Origin of the sequence: Haloferax sp. AB510 (assembly GCF_024136985.1) — an archaeon.
GTDB lineage: Archaea > Halobacteriota > Halobacteria > Halobacteriales > Haloferacaceae > Haloferax.
This window is the reverse complement of record NZ_JAMYJY010000091.1, coordinates 1-15,367: the sequence shown is the minus strand read 5'-3', so window position 1 is coordinate 15,367 and position 15,367 is coordinate 1. Positions and strand designations below refer to the sequence as shown.

Genomic DNA, 15,367 nt, shown 5'->3' with positions numbered 1-15,367 from the left:
CGTCAGTGGTTGGTTCGTCAGTGGTTGGTTCGTCAGTGGTTGGTTCGTCAGTGGTTGGTTCGTCAGTGGTCGGCTCCTCACCGACAGTCACGACCGCGTCGTCGGTGACTGGCGTGCCGTCCATCGTGTACGGACCGTCCTCGGTCCCGTTAGACGTGAGGAAGTCGAGCGTCCGGTTATCGTTGGTGTCGAGGTGCGCCTGTGCAGTCAGCGTCGCACTCTCGTTGAGCGGTTCGAGGAGCGGCACGGAGACGTTCTCCTGCTCGCCGGGTTCGAGGTAGTCGGTCGCGCCGATGACGGAACCGTTCTCGTCGATTACGGCGATGTAGCCACCCTCAGAGAGGTTCGCGTTCGCGACGGTCACGCTACTTCCATCAGACTCCTGGTCGTCGAATTGGAGCGATGCAATCGGTTCTTCCGGCGTCGGCTCCTCACCGACGGTCACTTCAGCGTCGTCGGTGACGGGTGTGCCGTTGACCGTGTACGGGCCGTCCTCGGTCCCGTTGGATGTGAGGAAGTCGAGCGTCTGGTTGTCGTTGGTGTCGAGGTGCGCCTGCGCGGTCAGGGTGGCGCTCTCGTTGAGCGATTCGAGGAGCGGCACGGTGACGTTCTCCTGTTCGCCGGGTTCGAGGTAGTCGGTCGCGCCGATGACCGACCCGTTCTCGTCGAGGATAGCGATGTAGCCACCCTCAGAGAGGTTCGCGCTCGCGACGGTCACGTTGCTGCCGTCGGACTCCTGGTCGTCGAACTGGAGCGTCGCGGTCGGCTCCTCGGGTTCGGGCTGTTCGCCCACGGTGAGCGTCGTCAGCTCGCCGAAGTCGCGCGTCTCGACGCCGTGGATGTACGTGCCGTCTTCGAGGCCCGTCGTGTTGACCTCGAACGCGATGGTCTCGGTCTCGTTCGGGTTCAGCGCCCACCCGGTGCGGACGACCACGTCGCCTTCGAGTCGGAACTCGACGCACTGAATCATCGGCACATCGTTCGGGTTCGTGATGTCCGCCGACACTGTTACCGTCTCACCGGCTTCGACGCCGGCCGGCGCGGAGAGGTTGCTCACCCCGAACGACTCGTAGGTTCCGTTGCTCGGATACGTGCAGTACTGCGCCTGCATCTGCGTCTGTGTCTGTTGCTGTACCTGTGCCTGCCGTGTGTCGACCGCCGGCGTGTTCGGCTGGGCGACCGACTGCACGCCGTCGGACGCCGCCAGTCCAGTCCCCGTCGCCGCCGCCGCGACGAGGGCGACGACGACGAGAACGCCGGCGATACGTGTTCGTGTATTCATGTGTCTGCGGTGACAGTCTACCAATGCCGTGGGCAAAAGCTGACGAGATAGTTTCAATAGTTTCGCGTGGAGGCTGTCAACTTACCTGATGGTATAGACGGTTAGTCTGTCTCTGATTTCGATACTGGGGGCTTGTTGACCAGTTTTTCCGCAACAGTTCACGAAACACGATGTTTCACGCGAGACGCTACGCTTTAACTGTCAGAAAAGCGAGTTCGTCGCCGAAGCTAACGGGGTAGTTTCTCGTTTATTCGAAGTTCTTGACAGTTTGAGTGACGCGGTCGGCTGAGCGTTTCGAAAGCGAGACGGTGTCGAATCGCTGGCTGTCTCGCAGGGGACTGAGTGCCGGCGTGGTCGACTTCCCACCCCGGTACCGATTCCCCCACGACGTTGAGGAGTACAAACCACTTCCCCGATTGTCGTTACATCCAGGTTCTAATCTGGGGGATCACATTCATAATATCCAAAACTTCTTGTACTCGTGTCGTATTTGGACGTGTATGAGCGAATCCAACGAGAATTCGCGGATCGCACCGTACACGGAGTACTCGCGCACCCGTTCGCGGTGCCCTCGATGCGGGACGTCCGTCCCGAAGGAGGCGGTCGCCGACGCGCTGTGTGCGAGTTGCAAGACGGACGTATCCATCTGATGAGTACGGCCGCACCCCACAGTTCCGACGAGTTGGCCGACGCGCCGGTGTTCGACCTCGAATGCATCTATGACGACCCGGAGAACCCGACCGAACTGACGGTCTTCTCTCCGAAGTCAGAGGAGTTGACGACGTCGTGGATTACGGTCGACCGCGGGAGCGCCGTCTCGCTCGACGACATCGCGTAGGTGCTCAGCGGGCGGGTTTCTGTTTTTGATGTTCGACTGCTCGTGCCCGGTTTAGTGCCGTGGACGCCTTGCTGTCGCTCGTCGGTGGTGTCGAAGAGAAGTGGGTTGGGACGGATTCGAACCTCGGTCGCTCACTCCGTTCGCTCCCTGCTTCGAATCCGCCGTGACAATTTTCGATTCCACGGACTCCTCGCTGTCGCTCGTCGTTGCGAGGAATCAGAAAATGGGTTGGGGCGGATTCGAACCGCCGGCCTGCTCCGTGTGAAGGAGCCGTCATAACCTGGCTAGACCACCAACCCGGCTACGATTTCGATTTCCCGCGCCGCCAATTAAGACTTACGTTGTGCCCCGATTCGGGGGCACAAACGAGCCTACTCGGGTCGCCGCACGCGACTGCGAACCCGCCCGGCGGCCCGGCGACTCCGCGTCGCCGCCCGGCGCGCGCCGTACTCGACGCGCTCCCGCCGCGTCTGCGGCTCGGGTTCCGCTTCGTCTTCTATCTCTCGCCCGAGCGCCGCCATGAGGCGGCGACGGAGGGGTGCCGTCTCCTCGTCGAGCCCGGCGTACAGGTGCTCGAATCCCCGTCGGAAGTAGTACCGCGCGTCGGTGAAGTGTCGGTTCATACCTCCGGATAGTCCCGGCGACGAGAAAACGGTTATGTCACGCGGTACCGAGAGTCATACCTCTGAGAAAGAGCGATACACTTTAGTGATTCTTAGGCCTACCTAAAACTGGGAACGCAGGCCACGCTTCGTGGTCGGTCCCAGTTAGCGTCTGGCCCCCTCCGGGACGGCGATACCGTGGGCACGATTCGTCCGTCCTGGTCCCATTATCCTCGCGAGCGACCGCGACGACCGCCGACACCGGCGGGTGCAGCGGGCGCTCTGACTCAGTACGTCGGCGACTCCTCGGGCACGCCGTCGCGCTTGTTGACCAGTCGCGCGAAGACGAACAGCGCGTCGGAGAGGCGGTTGAGGTACGCGACGACTTCCTCGTTGACCGGTTCTTCGGCCGCGAGCGAGACGACGCGGCGCTCGGCCCGCCGCGACACCGCGCGGGCGTGGTGGAGTTTCGCCCCAGTTTCGCTCCCGCCGGGGAGGATAAACGACGTGAGCGGGTCGAGTTCTTCGTCGGCCTCGTCTATCCACGCTTCGAGTTCGTCGACGTGGTCGGCGGCTATCTGCGGGTCGTCCTCGTCGGGGCCGGGGTTCGCGAGGTCGGCCTGCACGATGTGGAGGTGGTTCTGGACGGCTTCCAGCACGTCGTCCACGTCGTCGTGGCCGGTCGGGCGGACCGTTCCGACGAGGGCGTTCACCTCGTCGACCGTCCCGTAGGCCTCGATGCGGTGGCTCGTCTTCGACACGCGGGTCATGTCTCGCAGGTCGGTCATTCCCTCGTCGCCGCGGCCGGTGTATATCTTCATGCCAGCGTCTGGTCGACGTACCGGAGAATGTTCTCGCTCTCGGACATTGCCACGCCGCGGTCGCCGTCAACGAGAACGGGAACACCGCGCTGGCCGCTCACGCGCTTGACCTCGTTTCGGTCCGAGTGGAGCGCGTCGACCCACTGCGTCTCGTAGTCGACGCCCGCCTCAGAGAGCGCGTCGTGGACCTTCTCGCAGTACGGACAGCCGTCGAGCGCGTAGAGTTCGATTCCCATGTCCCGCCGTTGGGCGCGCCGACCCAAAGAGATTTGCACGCCGGTGGGTCCGGTTCCCGCGGTACGGTCGCCCCGTCGTCGACGCTCTGAGACCTACTGCGGCTCATCACTCGCCAGTTTTAGATGCGTCAAAATTCAACCTTAGAGCAACAAATCTATATGGTGGCCTGTATCTACTTCACATAGTGATGAACACTAACGAAGATTCGTCCGACCCCAAACTCTCTCGGCGGTCGGTCGTTGCGGCCGGTTCAGGTCTCTTGACGGCCGGCCTCGCCGGCTGTCTCGGCGGTGGCGGCGGAGCGGGAAGCGAAAGTGATGGCTCGAACACCGGTTCGAACGACGCCTCCGGCGGGTCCGAGTCGGAAGACGAGTACGTCGTCGTCGCGTCGTTCTTCAGTTTCTACGACTTCGCGCGCAAGGTCGCGGCCGACACCCCGGTGACGCTGAAGAACCTCATCCCGACCGGGCTTCACGGTCACGGCTGGGAGCCGGACGCGAGCGTCACGCGCGACATCATCGAAGCCGACGCGTTCGTCCACGTCGGGAAGGACTTCCAGCCGTGGGCCGACCGCGCCATCCAGACGCTGAAGGACGACGACGTGGACACCCAACTCATCAACGTCCGCGAGGGCGTCGAACTCGTGGAACTCGCCGCGAGTCTCGACCGCGACGAGGAGGGCGTCGGCGAGGGCCGCGGGAAAGACCCCCACTTCTGGCTCGACCCCCAACGCGCCAAGACCGCCGTGGACAACATCACGGAGGGGTTGATCGAACTCGCCCCCGAGCACGAGGAGACGTTCCGCGACAACGCCGACGCGTACAAAGCCGACGTGCTCGACCGCATCGACCGCGACTACCAGGACATCTTCGACCGGGCGTCGCGCAAGGTCGTCCAGTTGGCGGCCCACAACGCCTTCCAGTACATCGGCGTCCGCTACGGCGTCGAGATGCGCCCGCTCGTCGTCAACCTCGCCGCCAGCGGCGACGTGAAGCCCTCGGACATCACCGAGGCGAAGCGCGTCATCGAGGACAACGACATCAAGTACATCGGCGCGGGCGTCTTCGAGACGCGCCGCCCCGCGAAACAGCTCATCGCCGAGACGCCCGTCGAGGCGTACTTCCCCGTCACCCCGTACGCGGGCGTCCGTGAGGACTGGGTGGAAAACGACTGGGGCTACGAGGAAATCGCCTACAACATCAACATGCCCACGTTCGAAGTCGTCCTCGGCAACAAGTCGCCCGAGGAGGTCGGCCACGACGGCTGGGCGGACGAGTGGAGGAACTTCGAATGAGCGCCCTCCGGAACGGAGAGTCCGCGGAGTCCGCTGAGTCCGCCGACACCGGTGTCGCCGACGACGCCACCGACGACGGCCGCGGCTCGTCCGGCCCGCTCGTTGAACTCACCGACATCGAGTTCGGCTACACCGCGACGCCCGTCGTGGAGGACATCTCGCTCCGCATCGACCCCGGCGAGTACGTCGCCATCGTCGGACCGAACGGGTCGGGCAAGTCCACGTTGATGAAGCTCATCCTCGGCCTGCTCCGGCCCGACGAGGGGTCCGCGCGGCTGTTCGGCGAGCCCTCGAACGCTTTCGACGACGGCGCGCGCATCGGCTACGTCGCCCAGCACGCGAGCGCCTCCAAGGAGATGCCCATCACGGTCCGCGAAGTGGTGAAGATGGGTCGGTTCCCCCACGTCGGCTTCGGTCGGCTCTCCGCCGAGGACCACCGCATCGTCGACGAGGCGCTCGCCACGGTCGGCATGACCGACTTCGCCAACCGCCGGGTGACGAAGCTCTCTGGCGGCCAGCGCCAGCGCGCCTTCATCGCCCGCGCGCTCGCCGGCGAGGCCGACCTGCTCGTCTTGGACGAACCGACCGTCGGCGTCGACGCCGAGTCGGTCGACGCCTTCTACGACCTGCTCGAAGCGCTCAACGAGGAGGGCATCACGATTCTCATCATCGAACACGACCTCGGCGCGGTCACCAACCACGCCCGGCGCGTCGTCTGTCTCAACCGTGAGGTCTACTTCGACGGCCCGACCGACGAGTTCGCCGAGAGCGACGCGCTCGCGCGGGCCTTCGGCACAGCGGCCTCCTTCACGGGCGGTTCGGGCGGTGGTCGCGCGTGATGCCCGTCGAACTGTTCGCCGTGTTGCAGGCGGGCCCGTTAGACGCCGTCCTCGCGCCGTTCTACTGGTTCCTCGCGCTATGGTCCGATCTGCTGTTCGTTGTGGGCGACGCGACCGGCCTCGGCTTCCTCGACTACCGGTTCATGCACCGCGCTATCCTCGTCGGTCTCTGTATCGGCGTGATGGCCCCCCTCATCGGGACGTTCCTCGTCCACCGTCAACTCGCGCTCATCGGCGACGCGCTCGCCCACACCGCCTTCGCCGGGGTCGCCGTCGGCCTCTTTCTCAACGGCGTGTTCAGCCTCGGCGTCTCGCCGTACCTGACCGCCGTCGTCGTCGCCGTCATCGCGGCGCTCCTCATCGAACTCATCTCTGAGGCGACCGACGCCTACAACGACGTGTCGATGGCAATCGTGCTCTCGACCGGGTTCGCGCTGGGGACCGTCCTCATCAGCCTCAACGCGGGCGGCCTCGCGGTCGGCATCAACCAGTACCTCTTCGGCAATCTCTCGACCGTCTCGGCGGAGAACGCCGCCATCCTGCTCGTGCTGTTCGCCGTCATCGTCGGCACCGTCGCGCTCACGCGCAACCAACTGCTCTACGTGACGTTCGACGAGACGGCCGCCGCCGTCTCGGGCATCTCGGTCACGTGGTACAATCGCGTGATGGTCATGCTGACCGCGCTCGTCGTCGTCGGCGCGATGCAGATTATGGGCGTCATCCTCGTCGCCGCCATGCTCGTCGTCCCCGTCGCCGGCGCGGCGCAGGTCTCCCGAAGCTTCTCGGAGTCGCTTCTCGTCTCCGTCGTCCTCGCCGAACTCGCCGTGCTCCTCGGCATCGGCGCGTCCTACTACGGCGAGGCGACCGCGGGCGGCGTCATCGTCCTCTTCGCGGTCGGTATCTACGTCGTCGCCGTCGCCATCGGCAAGATACAGGCGCGCGCCGGCGACGATGCGACGCCCGAACTGGGGAGTATCGAGTCTTCCGACCTGTAACGTCGCTTGCGCTTTTCGCCTTGTCCGTCAGCTCGGCGGTTTCGAGGTCGCTCATGGTTCGTACCGGTCGAGTCGCCCGACCGCGTCCCGGAACGCGTACCAGCCCACGACGAGTCCGAGGAGTGCCGTCGCGGCGACGGCGACCGTCATGGCCGTCGAGAGAGACATCGAACCGATCTCGATGGCGGCGGTCGCGCCGATAGCCGGCATCCCGATGAGCGCGACGACCACGGAGAACGCCGAAAGCGCGCCGAGCGGGGGGATCCCGACGCCTCGCGAACCGGTCGCCGCGTCAGTCGGCGAAAGCCGAAGCCCAGCCGCGAGCGACACGACGGGCGCTGTCGCACCCAGTATCGAACCGACGAGCGCCGCACCGACACAGGCCGCCGGGGCAGCGCCAATCGAGAGCGCGGTTCCGAGCCCGGCCACCGCGGACAGCGCGGTCCCCGGAATGGCCGCCGAAAGCGCGTAGCCCGTCACGACTCGTTCGCGCCCGTGGGGTGCCGTGAGCGTGAGCGGGAGCGCAGTGCCTTCGGTGCCGAGCGGGTCGAGCGTCACTCCCGCGCCCGTCGCGAGCGCGACGTACGTCGCGACGACCGCCGGAAGTGCGGTCGGGAGCGTCTCGACGATCACGAGTCCCACCCCCGCGGTGGCTCCGACGACGATTCCGCTGAACAGTAGTGCGCGCGGTTCGCGCCACAGGCGGAGCCACACGACGCGGGCGACGGCGGCCGTCGGCCGCGAGGCGACGCGGGCGACGAGGCGGCCGCCGGCGACCCGCAACCGGGTTACGATTGCCGGGTCGCCCCGCGTTCCCCCTCCCGTTCCAGCGTCCGCCCGCTGGTAGTCAGTTATCCGGCGGGCCGTCGTGATTCCGAGCCACCACGCGACCGGCGTCCCGAGGAGGGCGGCCACGGCACGGCCGTCCGAGGCACCGACGTCCGCGCCGACAAGCGCGAGGTCGGCGTACCAACCGACTGGGAGCCCGCTCAGGAGCGCGAAGGACGACCGGGTTCGAACGAACGCGAAGCCCATAACCGAGACCAAGAGCGCGCCGAAGAGGAGCCGGTGCCGTCGTACTCGCGGATAGTGACGGAACACCGCTCGGACTCCCAGCGCGACCGGGAACGTCACCGCGACGGCCGTCGCGACCAGCGCCGCGACGGCGACGAACGTAGTCACGGCCGTCGTCGGTGATGCCGCCCCGACGGCGAACGCGACGCCACCAGCGACGCCCACGACACCGACGAGCCGGCCGGCGAACGCGAGCTGGTCGAGGAGCTCCGCGGTGAAAAACGCCGTCGGGGAGAGCGCGAGGCGCCGGTGGTCCGTCCGTTCGTCGTCCTCTCGTTGGGCCGTTCTCACGAGCACACCGTAACAGGTCGCGACTGCCAACAGTCCCGACAGCCCGCGCGCGGTGCCGAGCGCGTCAACCCCTCTCCCATCCGCAACGGCGACGCCGGCGGCGTAGGCACCCGGGTCGCTCCAGACCGCCTCGTAGCCGGAGATCGGGAGTCGACCGACGACCGCGAGGAGTGCGAACGAGACGGCGGCGAGAGAGAGCACAGACACCATCGGGCGGTCGCGCGCTCGTCTGACCCCGCGGAGGGCGCGGACACGAACGACGTGTCCGACCTGTCGAGCCATCGTCTCCATCGGTCACTCGCTCCGGCCCTCGGTCATCTCTAGGAAGGCGGCTTCGAGCCCTTCCGACTCCCCGTCCCGCTGCGCTTTGCGTTTCACCGCGTCTAGCGGCCCCTCGGTGACGAGCCGCCCGTCCTGAATGACGCCGACGCGGTCCGCGAGCGCCTCGACGACGGTGAGCAGGTGCGATGAGAGGAACACGGTGGTCTCGTCGTCGGCCAGGTCTTCGATGACGCGGCGCATCGTCCGCGCCGACCGCGGGTCCAGTCCGGACGTCGGCTCGTCGAGAAACACAACCTCGGGGTCGTGCAAGAGTATCTGAATGAGCCCGACGCGCTTTCGCATCCCGCGGGAGTACTCTCCGAGGCGGCGGTCGGCGTCGTCGGACAGGTCGAACCGGTCGAGAAGCGCCGAAACCCGTTCGCGAATCGTCTCGGCGGGCAGGTCACGGATGCCGCCGGCGTACCGCAACTGCTCGCGCGCGGTGAGTTCGTCGTACAGCGGCGGAACGTCCGGCAGAAATCCGATTCGACTCGTCACCGACGCCCTGTCTTCGATGGACGCCCCGGCGACGCGCGCGCTGCCGCTCGTCGGCGCCGTCAGCGTCGTGAGCATGCGCATCGTCGTCGTCTTCCCCGCACCGTTCGGACCGAGGAATCCGTAGACGCTCCCCGACTCCACTCGGAGAGAGAGCCCTGTGACTGCGACGGTGTCGCCGTACTCCTTCCGGAGCGACTCGGTCTCGATTGCTAGCGGCACATCATGTCCACCGAGTGTCACGATATTCAACCTGTCTCCTCGCCCGCGCTCAGTCCGACTGGCTCCCTTGGACGTTCCCGGTCGGGTCCCACAGGAGGTCGACCGCTCCCCCAACACCGAGAAGAACCAACAGTACCGGGAGGTCCGTCGGCGCGCCGACCGCGTAGGCGGCGACGCCGACGACGCCGAGCGGGACCGCGGCGAGACGCTCGACGTTCGGAACCCGGTGGAACAACAGCCCCGTCACCGCGTACCCCGTCAGCGAGGCGAGAAGCAGCGCTTGCACGGGGTCGTGACCGCCGACGGTGGCCCGGGCAGTCAGGCCGCCCAGGACGACGGAGAGGAGAAGAAACAACAGGACGCGGGGGTGCTCTGTAATTTTGGAGGACACGGTCGTGGACTGTGGCCGCCAAGAAGATAACAGTTTGACATTCGCGTCGGAGGAGACCGGCCGCGGTTTCGACGCTCGACTCGGGGCTGGCGTGGCAAACGGCGAGGGACGACGTGGGACGACAAGGAACGCGGCCGACGCTCGCGGACTGACGAGTTTTGACGGCGGAAGCAGATTTCATATCGCGCTATTCAGTTTATTGCCCCCGGCACAGCGTCCGCGAACCAATATCTTCAACAACGACTACCACGGATTCGACCCCATGAGCGACCTCGAAATCCAGCGCGAATGCCCGGCCTGCGGCAACGACACGTTCTACCTCGCCGCCAGCATGGAGATTCACCTCGGAAAGAAGACGAAGTGGCACTGCACGGAGTGCGACTACGGCTACATCCACATCACGGACGACATCGAGACGTACGCGAAGGCCGAAGCGTAACCGCGAAAAGGGGTTTTCTCGTTATTCGTCGTCGCCGAGCGCCTGCCACGAGAGCCGCGGGTTCCGCGCGGCGGACACCTGGTCGATGCGGCGGGCGCTGGTCTTCGTGGGCGCGGTTTCGAGCGCCTCGTCGGAGTCGGCGTACGCCGCGTTGAAGGCGTGTGCGAGGTCGTCGAGCGACGCCTTATCCTCGACTTCCGTCGGCTCCGTGAGCATCGCCTGCGAGACGAGTTCGGGCCACTTCGTCGTCGGCGGGTGGACGCCGTAGTCGAGCATGCGCTTCGCCACGTCGGCGGCGTCGCGGTCGCCCGAGGTCGCCGCGAACTCGTGGTGGAACGGCCCGTAGGGCACTTCGAGGTCGATCTGCGAGGCGAGGTAGTTGGCGTTGAGGACGGCCTTGGCGCTGGCGTCCGCGAGGCCCGCGTCGCCGAGGCGGGCGATGTAGGCGTACGCCTTCACGAGGACGAGCCAGTTGCCGGCGAAGCCGTGGACCTTGCCGATAGACGACTCGGGTTCGTACTGCTCGTAGCCCGCGGCCGTCTCGCGGACCATCGGACTCGGGAGGAACTCTGCGAGTTCCTCGACCACGCCGACCGGGCCGGCACCGGGGCCGCCGCCGCCGTGGGGCGTGGCGAACGTCTTGTGGACGTTGTAGTGCATGATGTCGAAGCCCATGTCGCCGGGGCGGGCGCGACCGAGCAGCGCGTTGAGGTTCGCGCCGTCGTAGTACAGCAGGCCGCCCGCGTCGTGGACCATCTCGGCGATGTCGACGATGTCGCGCTCGAACAGCCCCAGCGTGTTTGGGTTCGTGAGCATGAGCGCGGCCGTTTCCTCGGAGATGGCGGCGTCGAGCGCCTCCATGTCTACGCGGCCGTCGTCGTCGGATGGGAGTTCGACCACGTCGTAGCCGGCCATCGCAGCCGACGCGAAGTTCGTCCCGTGGGCCGACGAGGGGATGATAATCTCCGAGCGGTCGTCGCCGCGCGACTCGTGGTACGCCTTGGCGACGAGGATACCCGTGAACTCGCCCGCGGCACCCGCCGGGGGTTGGAGCGTCACGGCGTCCATCCCGCCGATGTCGGCGAGGTACTCCTGCAGGCCGTGCAGGAGGCCGAGCGTCCCTTGAATCGTCCGGTCGGAGCGGTCGGGGTGAACCCCGGCGTTGGGGTCCGCCGCCACGTCCTCCGTGAACGAGGGGTTGTACTTCATCGTACACGACCCCAGCGGGTACGGTCCGAGTTCGACGCTGTAGTTCATCTGCGACAGGCGCGTGTAGTGGCGCGCCAGTTGGGGCTCCGACAGCGCCGGGAGCGTCAGTTCGTCGCGGGTCAGGTCATCGGGGAGGACACCCTCGGAATCGACCTCGACGGTGGTGCTGTCCTTTTCGGACAGGAGCGGTTCGTACTCGTCGTCGCGGCTGAATCGGGCTTGGTCGAAGTTCATCAGATGACCTCCTCGAAGGCCGCGACCAGTCCGTCCGCGGCGTCGGCGTTCGCGTCGGTGATACAGACCTGCAGGTGGTGGTCGTCGAGGGCGTGGACCGCGAAGCCGCGGCCCGCGAGGTCGTTCGTGATGGCGGGTGCGGGCTGGTCCGTCCGGACGACGAACTCGCGGAAGTGGTGGCGGTCGTAGAGCGGCGCTTTGACGCCCGAAAGCTCGTCCAGCCGGGCGGCGAGGTCGCGCGCGTCGGTGACCGCCCGCTCGGCGAGGCCGACGAGGCGGTCGGGGCCGAGCCACGCCATGTGCATGGCGGTGCGGAGCGCGACCCACGCCTGATTCGTACAGATGTTCGAGGTCGCGCGCTCCTTGCGGATGTGCTGTTCGCGGGTCTGGAGCGTCAGCGTGAACGCCCGCATGTCCGCGCTGTCCTCGGAGACGCCGACGAGGCGGCCGGGGACCTGCCGGAGGTACTCCTCGCGGGTGGCGAAGATGCCGAGGCCCATGCCGTAGGCCGTGCCGAGGCCGAGCGCGCCGGCTTCGCCGACGACCACGTCGGCACCGACGCTCGCGGGCTCTTCGAGGAGCGCGAGCGCCACGAGGTCGCTTCCGAGACAGAACAGCGCGTCGTTGTCGTGTGCGAGGTCGCCGATATCGGCGAGTCGCTCCTCGATGACGCCGCGAACCGTCGGGGTCTCGGCGTAGACCATCACGGTCTCGTCGTCGACGAGGTCCGCGAGGACCTCGACATCGACCGCGCCGTCGTTCATCGGGTACTCGCCTATCTCCATCTCTGCGCCGTCGAGGTAGTTCTCGAGGACGCCGAGGCGACCCTCGTGGAGGTGCTCGGGGACGAGCACGCGGTGGCCGCTCGCGCCGCGACGGAGGCGGTTCGCGAGGAGCGCGGCCTCGGCGAGCGCCGTCGCGGCGTCGTACATCGAGCAGTTGGCAACCGGGAGCCCGGTCAGTTCGACCAGCATCGACTGGTACTCGAACAGCACCTGCAGGAAGCCCTGTGCGATTTCGGGCTGGTACTGCGTGTACGAGGTGAGGAACTCCGAGCGTCGCGAGAGGTCGTCGACCAGCGCCGGCACGTAGTGGGCGTGGTGGCCGCGACCGAGGAACTCCGTCAGCTCCTCGTTGCGCGAAAACAGGTCGGCCATGACGTTCCTGAGCTCCTGTTCGTCGGTACCGGAGACGCCGAACTCGCCGTCGAAGCGGACCTCCTCGGGGATGTCGAAGAGGTCTTCGGCGCTGTCGGCGCCGACGGCGTCCAGCATCGCTTCCTCGTCGGCGTCGGTGTGTGGGGCGTACGGGCTTCCGGCCCGCCGTCCGTTTCCAGCCGTCATCTCACTCCGTCTGCTCGCGGTACTCCTCGGGGGAGAGGAGGTCGTCGAACTCGCTTTCGTCGGCCGGTTCGAGTTCGAGCATCCAGCCATCGCCGTAGGGGTCGTCGTTGAGGAGTTCCGGGGCGTCGAACAGCTCCTCGTTGACGGCCGTGACCGTGCCCGAGATGGGGGCGTAGAGATCCGAGACGGCCTTGATGCTCTCGACCACGCCGAACTCCTCGCCGGCGGCGAGTTCGTCGCCCTCGGCGGGAAGTTCGACGAAGACGACGTCGCCCAGTTCGTCCTGTGCGAAGTCGGAGATGCCGATACGGACGGCGTCGCCCTCGGTGGTGGTCCATTCGTGCGATTCCAGGTACTTCCGGTCGTCAGGGATTTCGAACATTGTCAGTTGATGAAGGGAGGTGTCACGATTACTGCACGCTTCTCGCGGCCGCGGACGAGAATCGAGATTTCGGTCTCGTCGTCGGCGTACTCGACGGGGACGTAGCCGAGACCGATGGGCTCCGACAGCGTCGGGCTCATCGTCCCACTCGTCACGACGCCGATGACCTCGCCGTCCGGGGTTGCGATGTCGTAGCCGTGTCGGGGAACGCCGCGGTCGAGGAGTGCGAAGCCGACGAAGGTCTCGTCGACGCCGGCCTCGTGCTGTCGTTCGAGGGCGTCGCGGCCCACGAACTCGGTGTCGAGTTTGACGACGAAGCCGATTCCGGCCTCGTAGGGGGTCCGGGGCTCCGTCTCGGGGTCGAAGTCCTGTCCCGAGAGCAGGTAGCCCATCTCCAGTCGGAGCGTGTCGCGGGAGCCGAGTCCGCAGGGAGTCGCGTCGAGCGCCGACCAGACGGTCTCGGCGTCGTCCCACGGACAGAGGACCTCGAAGCCGTCCTCGCCGGTGTAGCCCGTCCGGGCCACCCAACACTCGACGCCCGCCACGTCGGCGAACGTCGCTTGGAACTTCGAGAGGTCGCCGAGGGCCGCGTCGGGCGCGGCGTCGGTGACAGAATCGAGGGCGTCGGGGCCCTGTACCGCGAACATCGCCCAGTCCTCGGTCACGTCCTCGACGGTCGCGTCGAGGTCCCAGTCGTCGCGGAACGAGGTCCAGCGGTCGTACATCTCCTCGTCGTGGCCGGCGTTCGGGATGAAGAGATAGACCCGCTCGTCGCGGTCGGGGAGTCGGTAGACGACGGTGTCGTCGATGATGACGCCCTCGTCGTTCACGATGGCCGAGTACTGCGAGTCACCCGGTTCGAGGGCCGTCACGTCGTTCGTCGTCAGGCGCTGCATCAGCGCGGTCGCGTCCGGGCCGGACACCTCGAGTTCGCTCATGTGCGAAACGTCGAAGATGCCGACCGATTCTCGGACGGCCGCGTGTTCGGCCTTGATGGAGTCGTACTCCACAGGCATGTCCCATCCGCCGAACTCGGTGAACGTCGCCCCGGCGTCCGCGTGGACGTCGTACAACGGCGGCTTGCGAAGGCCCATACAGGCCCCTGCGAACTGCGATAAGTAATGCTTTGGTATCTGTTCGCTCGGTCTGTTCACTATCTTGCATGTATTGGGGGAAATTAGAGGGGGTAAACACCACGAACCCGCAACCAGATGGCGAAATCTGCCGTCCGGGCGCGGTCGCGGTCGCGACGACGATCGTAGTGATAAACCGGCTACTGCGATACAGAAACCCAAACCGGAGTTGCGACACGCCGCGAGGTCGCTCTCCGTGTCGTACTGGGCGGTGATAGAGAGTCAGAAAAGCGCAGACCGTCGGGATCGCCGACGTCTGTCCGGGGCGAGGCCGGTCAGTCGTCCGCGACGGCGGGCGCGTTCGGCGCCTCTGGACGCGCTTCGACCTCGGCCGCTATCTGTTCGGACGCCGGCGTCCACGTCAGTTCCTCCTCGTAGTGGAACGCGCGGTGGTCCTGCGTCGGGTCGACGACCGTCAGCGAGAGCCAGTCGTTGTCGAGCAGTTCGGTCAGTTCCGCGTGGTCGGCCAGCACGTCGGTGACGCGGTCGACCGGCGCGTGGATGACCGTCGAGAGGCGGAGCGGCTGGTGGTACGGCCTGTCGTCGGCGGCCATCAGCGACTGGAGCGGGAGTCCGGTCATCAGGTCGCCGCCGTTGCCCTGATAGACGCCGACGTTACCGACGGGGTTCTGGGTCACCTTCGACCCGCTCCCGTAGACGGCGTTGTCGACCGTCGAGAAGTAGTACTGCGCGTTTATCCACTGGGTGACGACCATCGGACCCGTCAGAATCGCTTCGAGCGCGTCGCCGTCGGGGTCCGTCGAGTGGTTATACGAGTGGAGGAACGCGCGGCCATCGAGGTCGAGGTCGCTCGTCAGTTCGCGAGGGCCGATGACGAAGCCGGCGTTGCCGGCCAGTCCCCACTCGGGGCGCGTCTCGGCCCAGTCGGCGGCGCGGCGCTCCGGCCTCGCTGACGGCCGCGGAG

The 15,367-nt window shown here is 66.5% G+C and carries 18 protein-coding genes and 1 tRNA gene; 6 read left to right on the top strand and 13 right to left on the bottom strand.

All coding sequences use genetic code 11. The features are described 5' to 3' along the window. Nucleotides 1–1,282, bottom strand: a 1,282-nt coding sequence (locus NKF06_RS15645; RefSeq protein WP_253245929.1) for a hypothetical protein, incomplete at its 3' end; no start/stop codon positions are given. A 500-nt stretch (nucleotides 1,283–1,782) separates the two neighbouring features. Between NKF06_RS15645 and NKF06_RS15640 the strand changes: the two genes are divergently transcribed. Both NKF06_RS15640 and NKF06_RS15635 read left to right on the top strand, forming a co-directional pair. Then, nucleotides 1,783–1,932, top strand: coding sequence for a hypothetical protein (locus tag NKF06_RS15640; RefSeq protein WP_172795796.1), 150 nt, complete (start codon nucleotides 1,783–1,785; stop codon nucleotides 1,930–1,932). Then, nucleotides 1,932–2,120, top strand: a complete 189-nt coding sequence (locus NKF06_RS15635; protein WP_013035537.1) for a hypothetical protein — start codon at nucleotides 1,932–1,934, stop codon at nucleotides 2,118–2,120. Before NKF06_RS15640 ends, NKF06_RS15635 begins: the two co-directional genes overlap by 1 nt. A 224-nt stretch (nucleotides 2,121–2,344) precedes the next feature. On the opposite strand, the gene NKF06_RS15630 is transcribed toward NKF06_RS15635, so the two are convergent. The 4 genes from NKF06_RS15630 to NKF06_RS15615 all read right to left on the bottom strand — a co-directional run bounded on the left by NKF06_RS15630 (nucleotide 2,345) and on the right by NKF06_RS15615 (nucleotide 3,779). Continuing rightward, nucleotides 2,345–2,419 (bottom strand) — tRNA-Val (locus NKF06_RS15630). A gap of 72 nt (nucleotides 2,420–2,491) precedes the next feature. Beyond that, complete coding sequence (locus tag NKF06_RS15625) at nucleotides 2,492–2,743, bottom strand: hypothetical protein (RefSeq protein WP_058827664.1); 252 nt, start codon at nucleotides 2,741–2,743, stop codon at nucleotides 2,492–2,494. 266 nt (nucleotides 2,744–3,009) lie between these two features. Further along, nucleotides 3,010–3,543, bottom strand: coding sequence for a cob(I)yrinic acid a,c-diamide adenosyltransferase (locus NKF06_RS15620; protein ID WP_188423024.1), 534 nt, complete (start codon nucleotides 3,541–3,543; stop codon nucleotides 3,010–3,012). Further along, on the bottom strand, nucleotides 3,540–3,779 hold the full coding sequence (locus NKF06_RS15615; protein WP_253245928.1) for a glutathione S-transferase N-terminal domain-containing protein: 240 nt from the start codon (nucleotides 3,777–3,779) through the stop codon (nucleotides 3,540–3,542). Before NKF06_RS15615 ends, NKF06_RS15620 begins: the two co-directional genes overlap by 4 nt. 188 nt (nucleotides 3,780–3,967) lie before the next feature. On the opposite strand from NKF06_RS15615, the gene NKF06_RS15610 reads away from it, so the two are divergent. From NKF06_RS15610 to NKF06_RS15600, 3 genes are read left to right on the top strand one after another with little or no spacing between them, the layout of a single operon-like run. After that, a complete protein-coding gene (locus NKF06_RS15610) occupies nucleotides 3,968–5,074 on the top strand; it encodes a metal ABC transporter substrate-binding protein (protein ID WP_058827663.1) in 1,107 nt (368 codons plus the stop codon). Then, nucleotides 5,071–5,913 carry a metal ABC transporter ATP-binding protein gene (locus NKF06_RS15605; protein WP_253245927.1) on the top strand — a complete coding sequence of 281 codons (843 nt, stop codon included), beginning with the start codon at nucleotides 5,071–5,073 and terminating at the stop codon, nucleotides 5,911–5,913. Before NKF06_RS15610 ends, NKF06_RS15605 begins: the two co-directional genes overlap by 4 nt. Further along, nucleotides 5,913–6,908, top strand: coding sequence for a metal ABC transporter permease (locus NKF06_RS15600; RefSeq protein ID WP_058827661.1), 996 nt, complete (start codon nucleotides 5,913–5,915; stop codon nucleotides 6,906–6,908). Before NKF06_RS15605 ends, NKF06_RS15600 begins: the two co-directional genes overlap by 1 nt. Before the next feature lie 51 nt (nucleotides 6,909–6,959). On the opposite strand, the gene NKF06_RS15595 is transcribed toward NKF06_RS15600, so the two are convergent. The 3 genes from NKF06_RS15595 to NKF06_RS15585 are packed head-to-tail and all read right to left on the bottom strand — an operon-like array spanning nucleotide 6,960 to nucleotide 9,702. After that, entirely contained in the window at nucleotides 6,960–8,555 is a 1,596-nt protein-coding gene (locus NKF06_RS15595; RefSeq protein ID WP_253245926.1) for a hypothetical protein, read from the bottom strand. A gap of 12 nt (nucleotides 8,556–8,567) precedes the next feature. Next, nucleotides 8,568–9,311 carry an ABC transporter ATP-binding protein gene (locus NKF06_RS15590; RefSeq protein ID WP_216635677.1) on the bottom strand — a complete coding sequence of 248 codons (744 nt, stop codon included), beginning with the start codon at nucleotides 9,309–9,311 and terminating at the stop codon, nucleotides 8,568–8,570. Nucleotides 9,312–9,360: 49 nt separating this feature from the next. Beyond that, entirely contained in the window at nucleotides 9,361–9,702 is a 342-nt protein-coding gene (locus NKF06_RS15585; RefSeq protein WP_253245925.1) for a hypothetical protein, read from the bottom strand. A gap of 262 nt (nucleotides 9,703–9,964) precedes the next feature. Here NKF06_RS15585 and NKF06_RS15580 point away from each other — a divergent pair, with 262 nt between their 5' ends. Continuing rightward, complete coding sequence (locus NKF06_RS15580; RefSeq protein ID WP_199517477.1) at nucleotides 9,965–10,141, top strand: hypothetical protein; 177 nt, start codon at nucleotides 9,965–9,967, stop codon at nucleotides 10,139–10,141. Nucleotides 10,142–10,162: 21 nt separating this feature from the next. On the opposite strand, the gene gcvPB is transcribed toward NKF06_RS15580, so the two are convergent. From gcvPB to NKF06_RS15555, 5 genes are all read right to left on the bottom strand, one after another. Continuing rightward, complete coding sequence (gene gcvPB, locus NKF06_RS15575; RefSeq protein WP_058827657.1) at nucleotides 10,163–11,584, bottom strand: aminomethyl-transferring glycine dehydrogenase subunit GcvPB; 1,422 nt, start codon at nucleotides 11,582–11,584, stop codon at nucleotides 10,163–10,165. Further along, on the bottom strand, nucleotides 11,584–12,927 hold the full coding sequence (gene gcvPA, locus NKF06_RS15570; RefSeq protein ID WP_253245924.1) for an aminomethyl-transferring glycine dehydrogenase subunit GcvPA: 1,344 nt from the start codon (nucleotides 12,925–12,927) through the stop codon (nucleotides 11,584–11,586). Before gcvPA ends, gcvPB begins: the two co-directional genes overlap by 1 nt. 1 nt (nucleotide 12,928) lies before the next feature. After that, on the bottom strand, nucleotides 12,929–13,309 hold the full coding sequence (gcvH, locus tag NKF06_RS15565) for a glycine cleavage system protein GcvH (RefSeq protein WP_058827655.1): 381 nt from the start codon (nucleotides 13,307–13,309) through the stop codon (nucleotides 12,929–12,931). Nucleotides 13,310–13,311: 2 nt separating this feature from the next. Beyond that, nucleotides 13,312–14,403: a glycine cleavage system aminomethyltransferase GcvT gene (gene gcvT, locus NKF06_RS15560; RefSeq protein ID WP_253245923.1), complete on the bottom strand. Its 1,092-nt coding sequence runs from the start codon at nucleotides 14,401–14,403 to the stop codon at nucleotides 13,312–13,314. 314 nt (nucleotides 14,404–14,717) lie between these two features. Further along, nucleotides 14,718–15,367 (bottom strand): putative inorganic carbon transporter subunit DabA (locus tag NKF06_RS15555; RefSeq protein ID WP_253245922.1); only part of this gene is annotated, 650 nt, incomplete at its 5' end.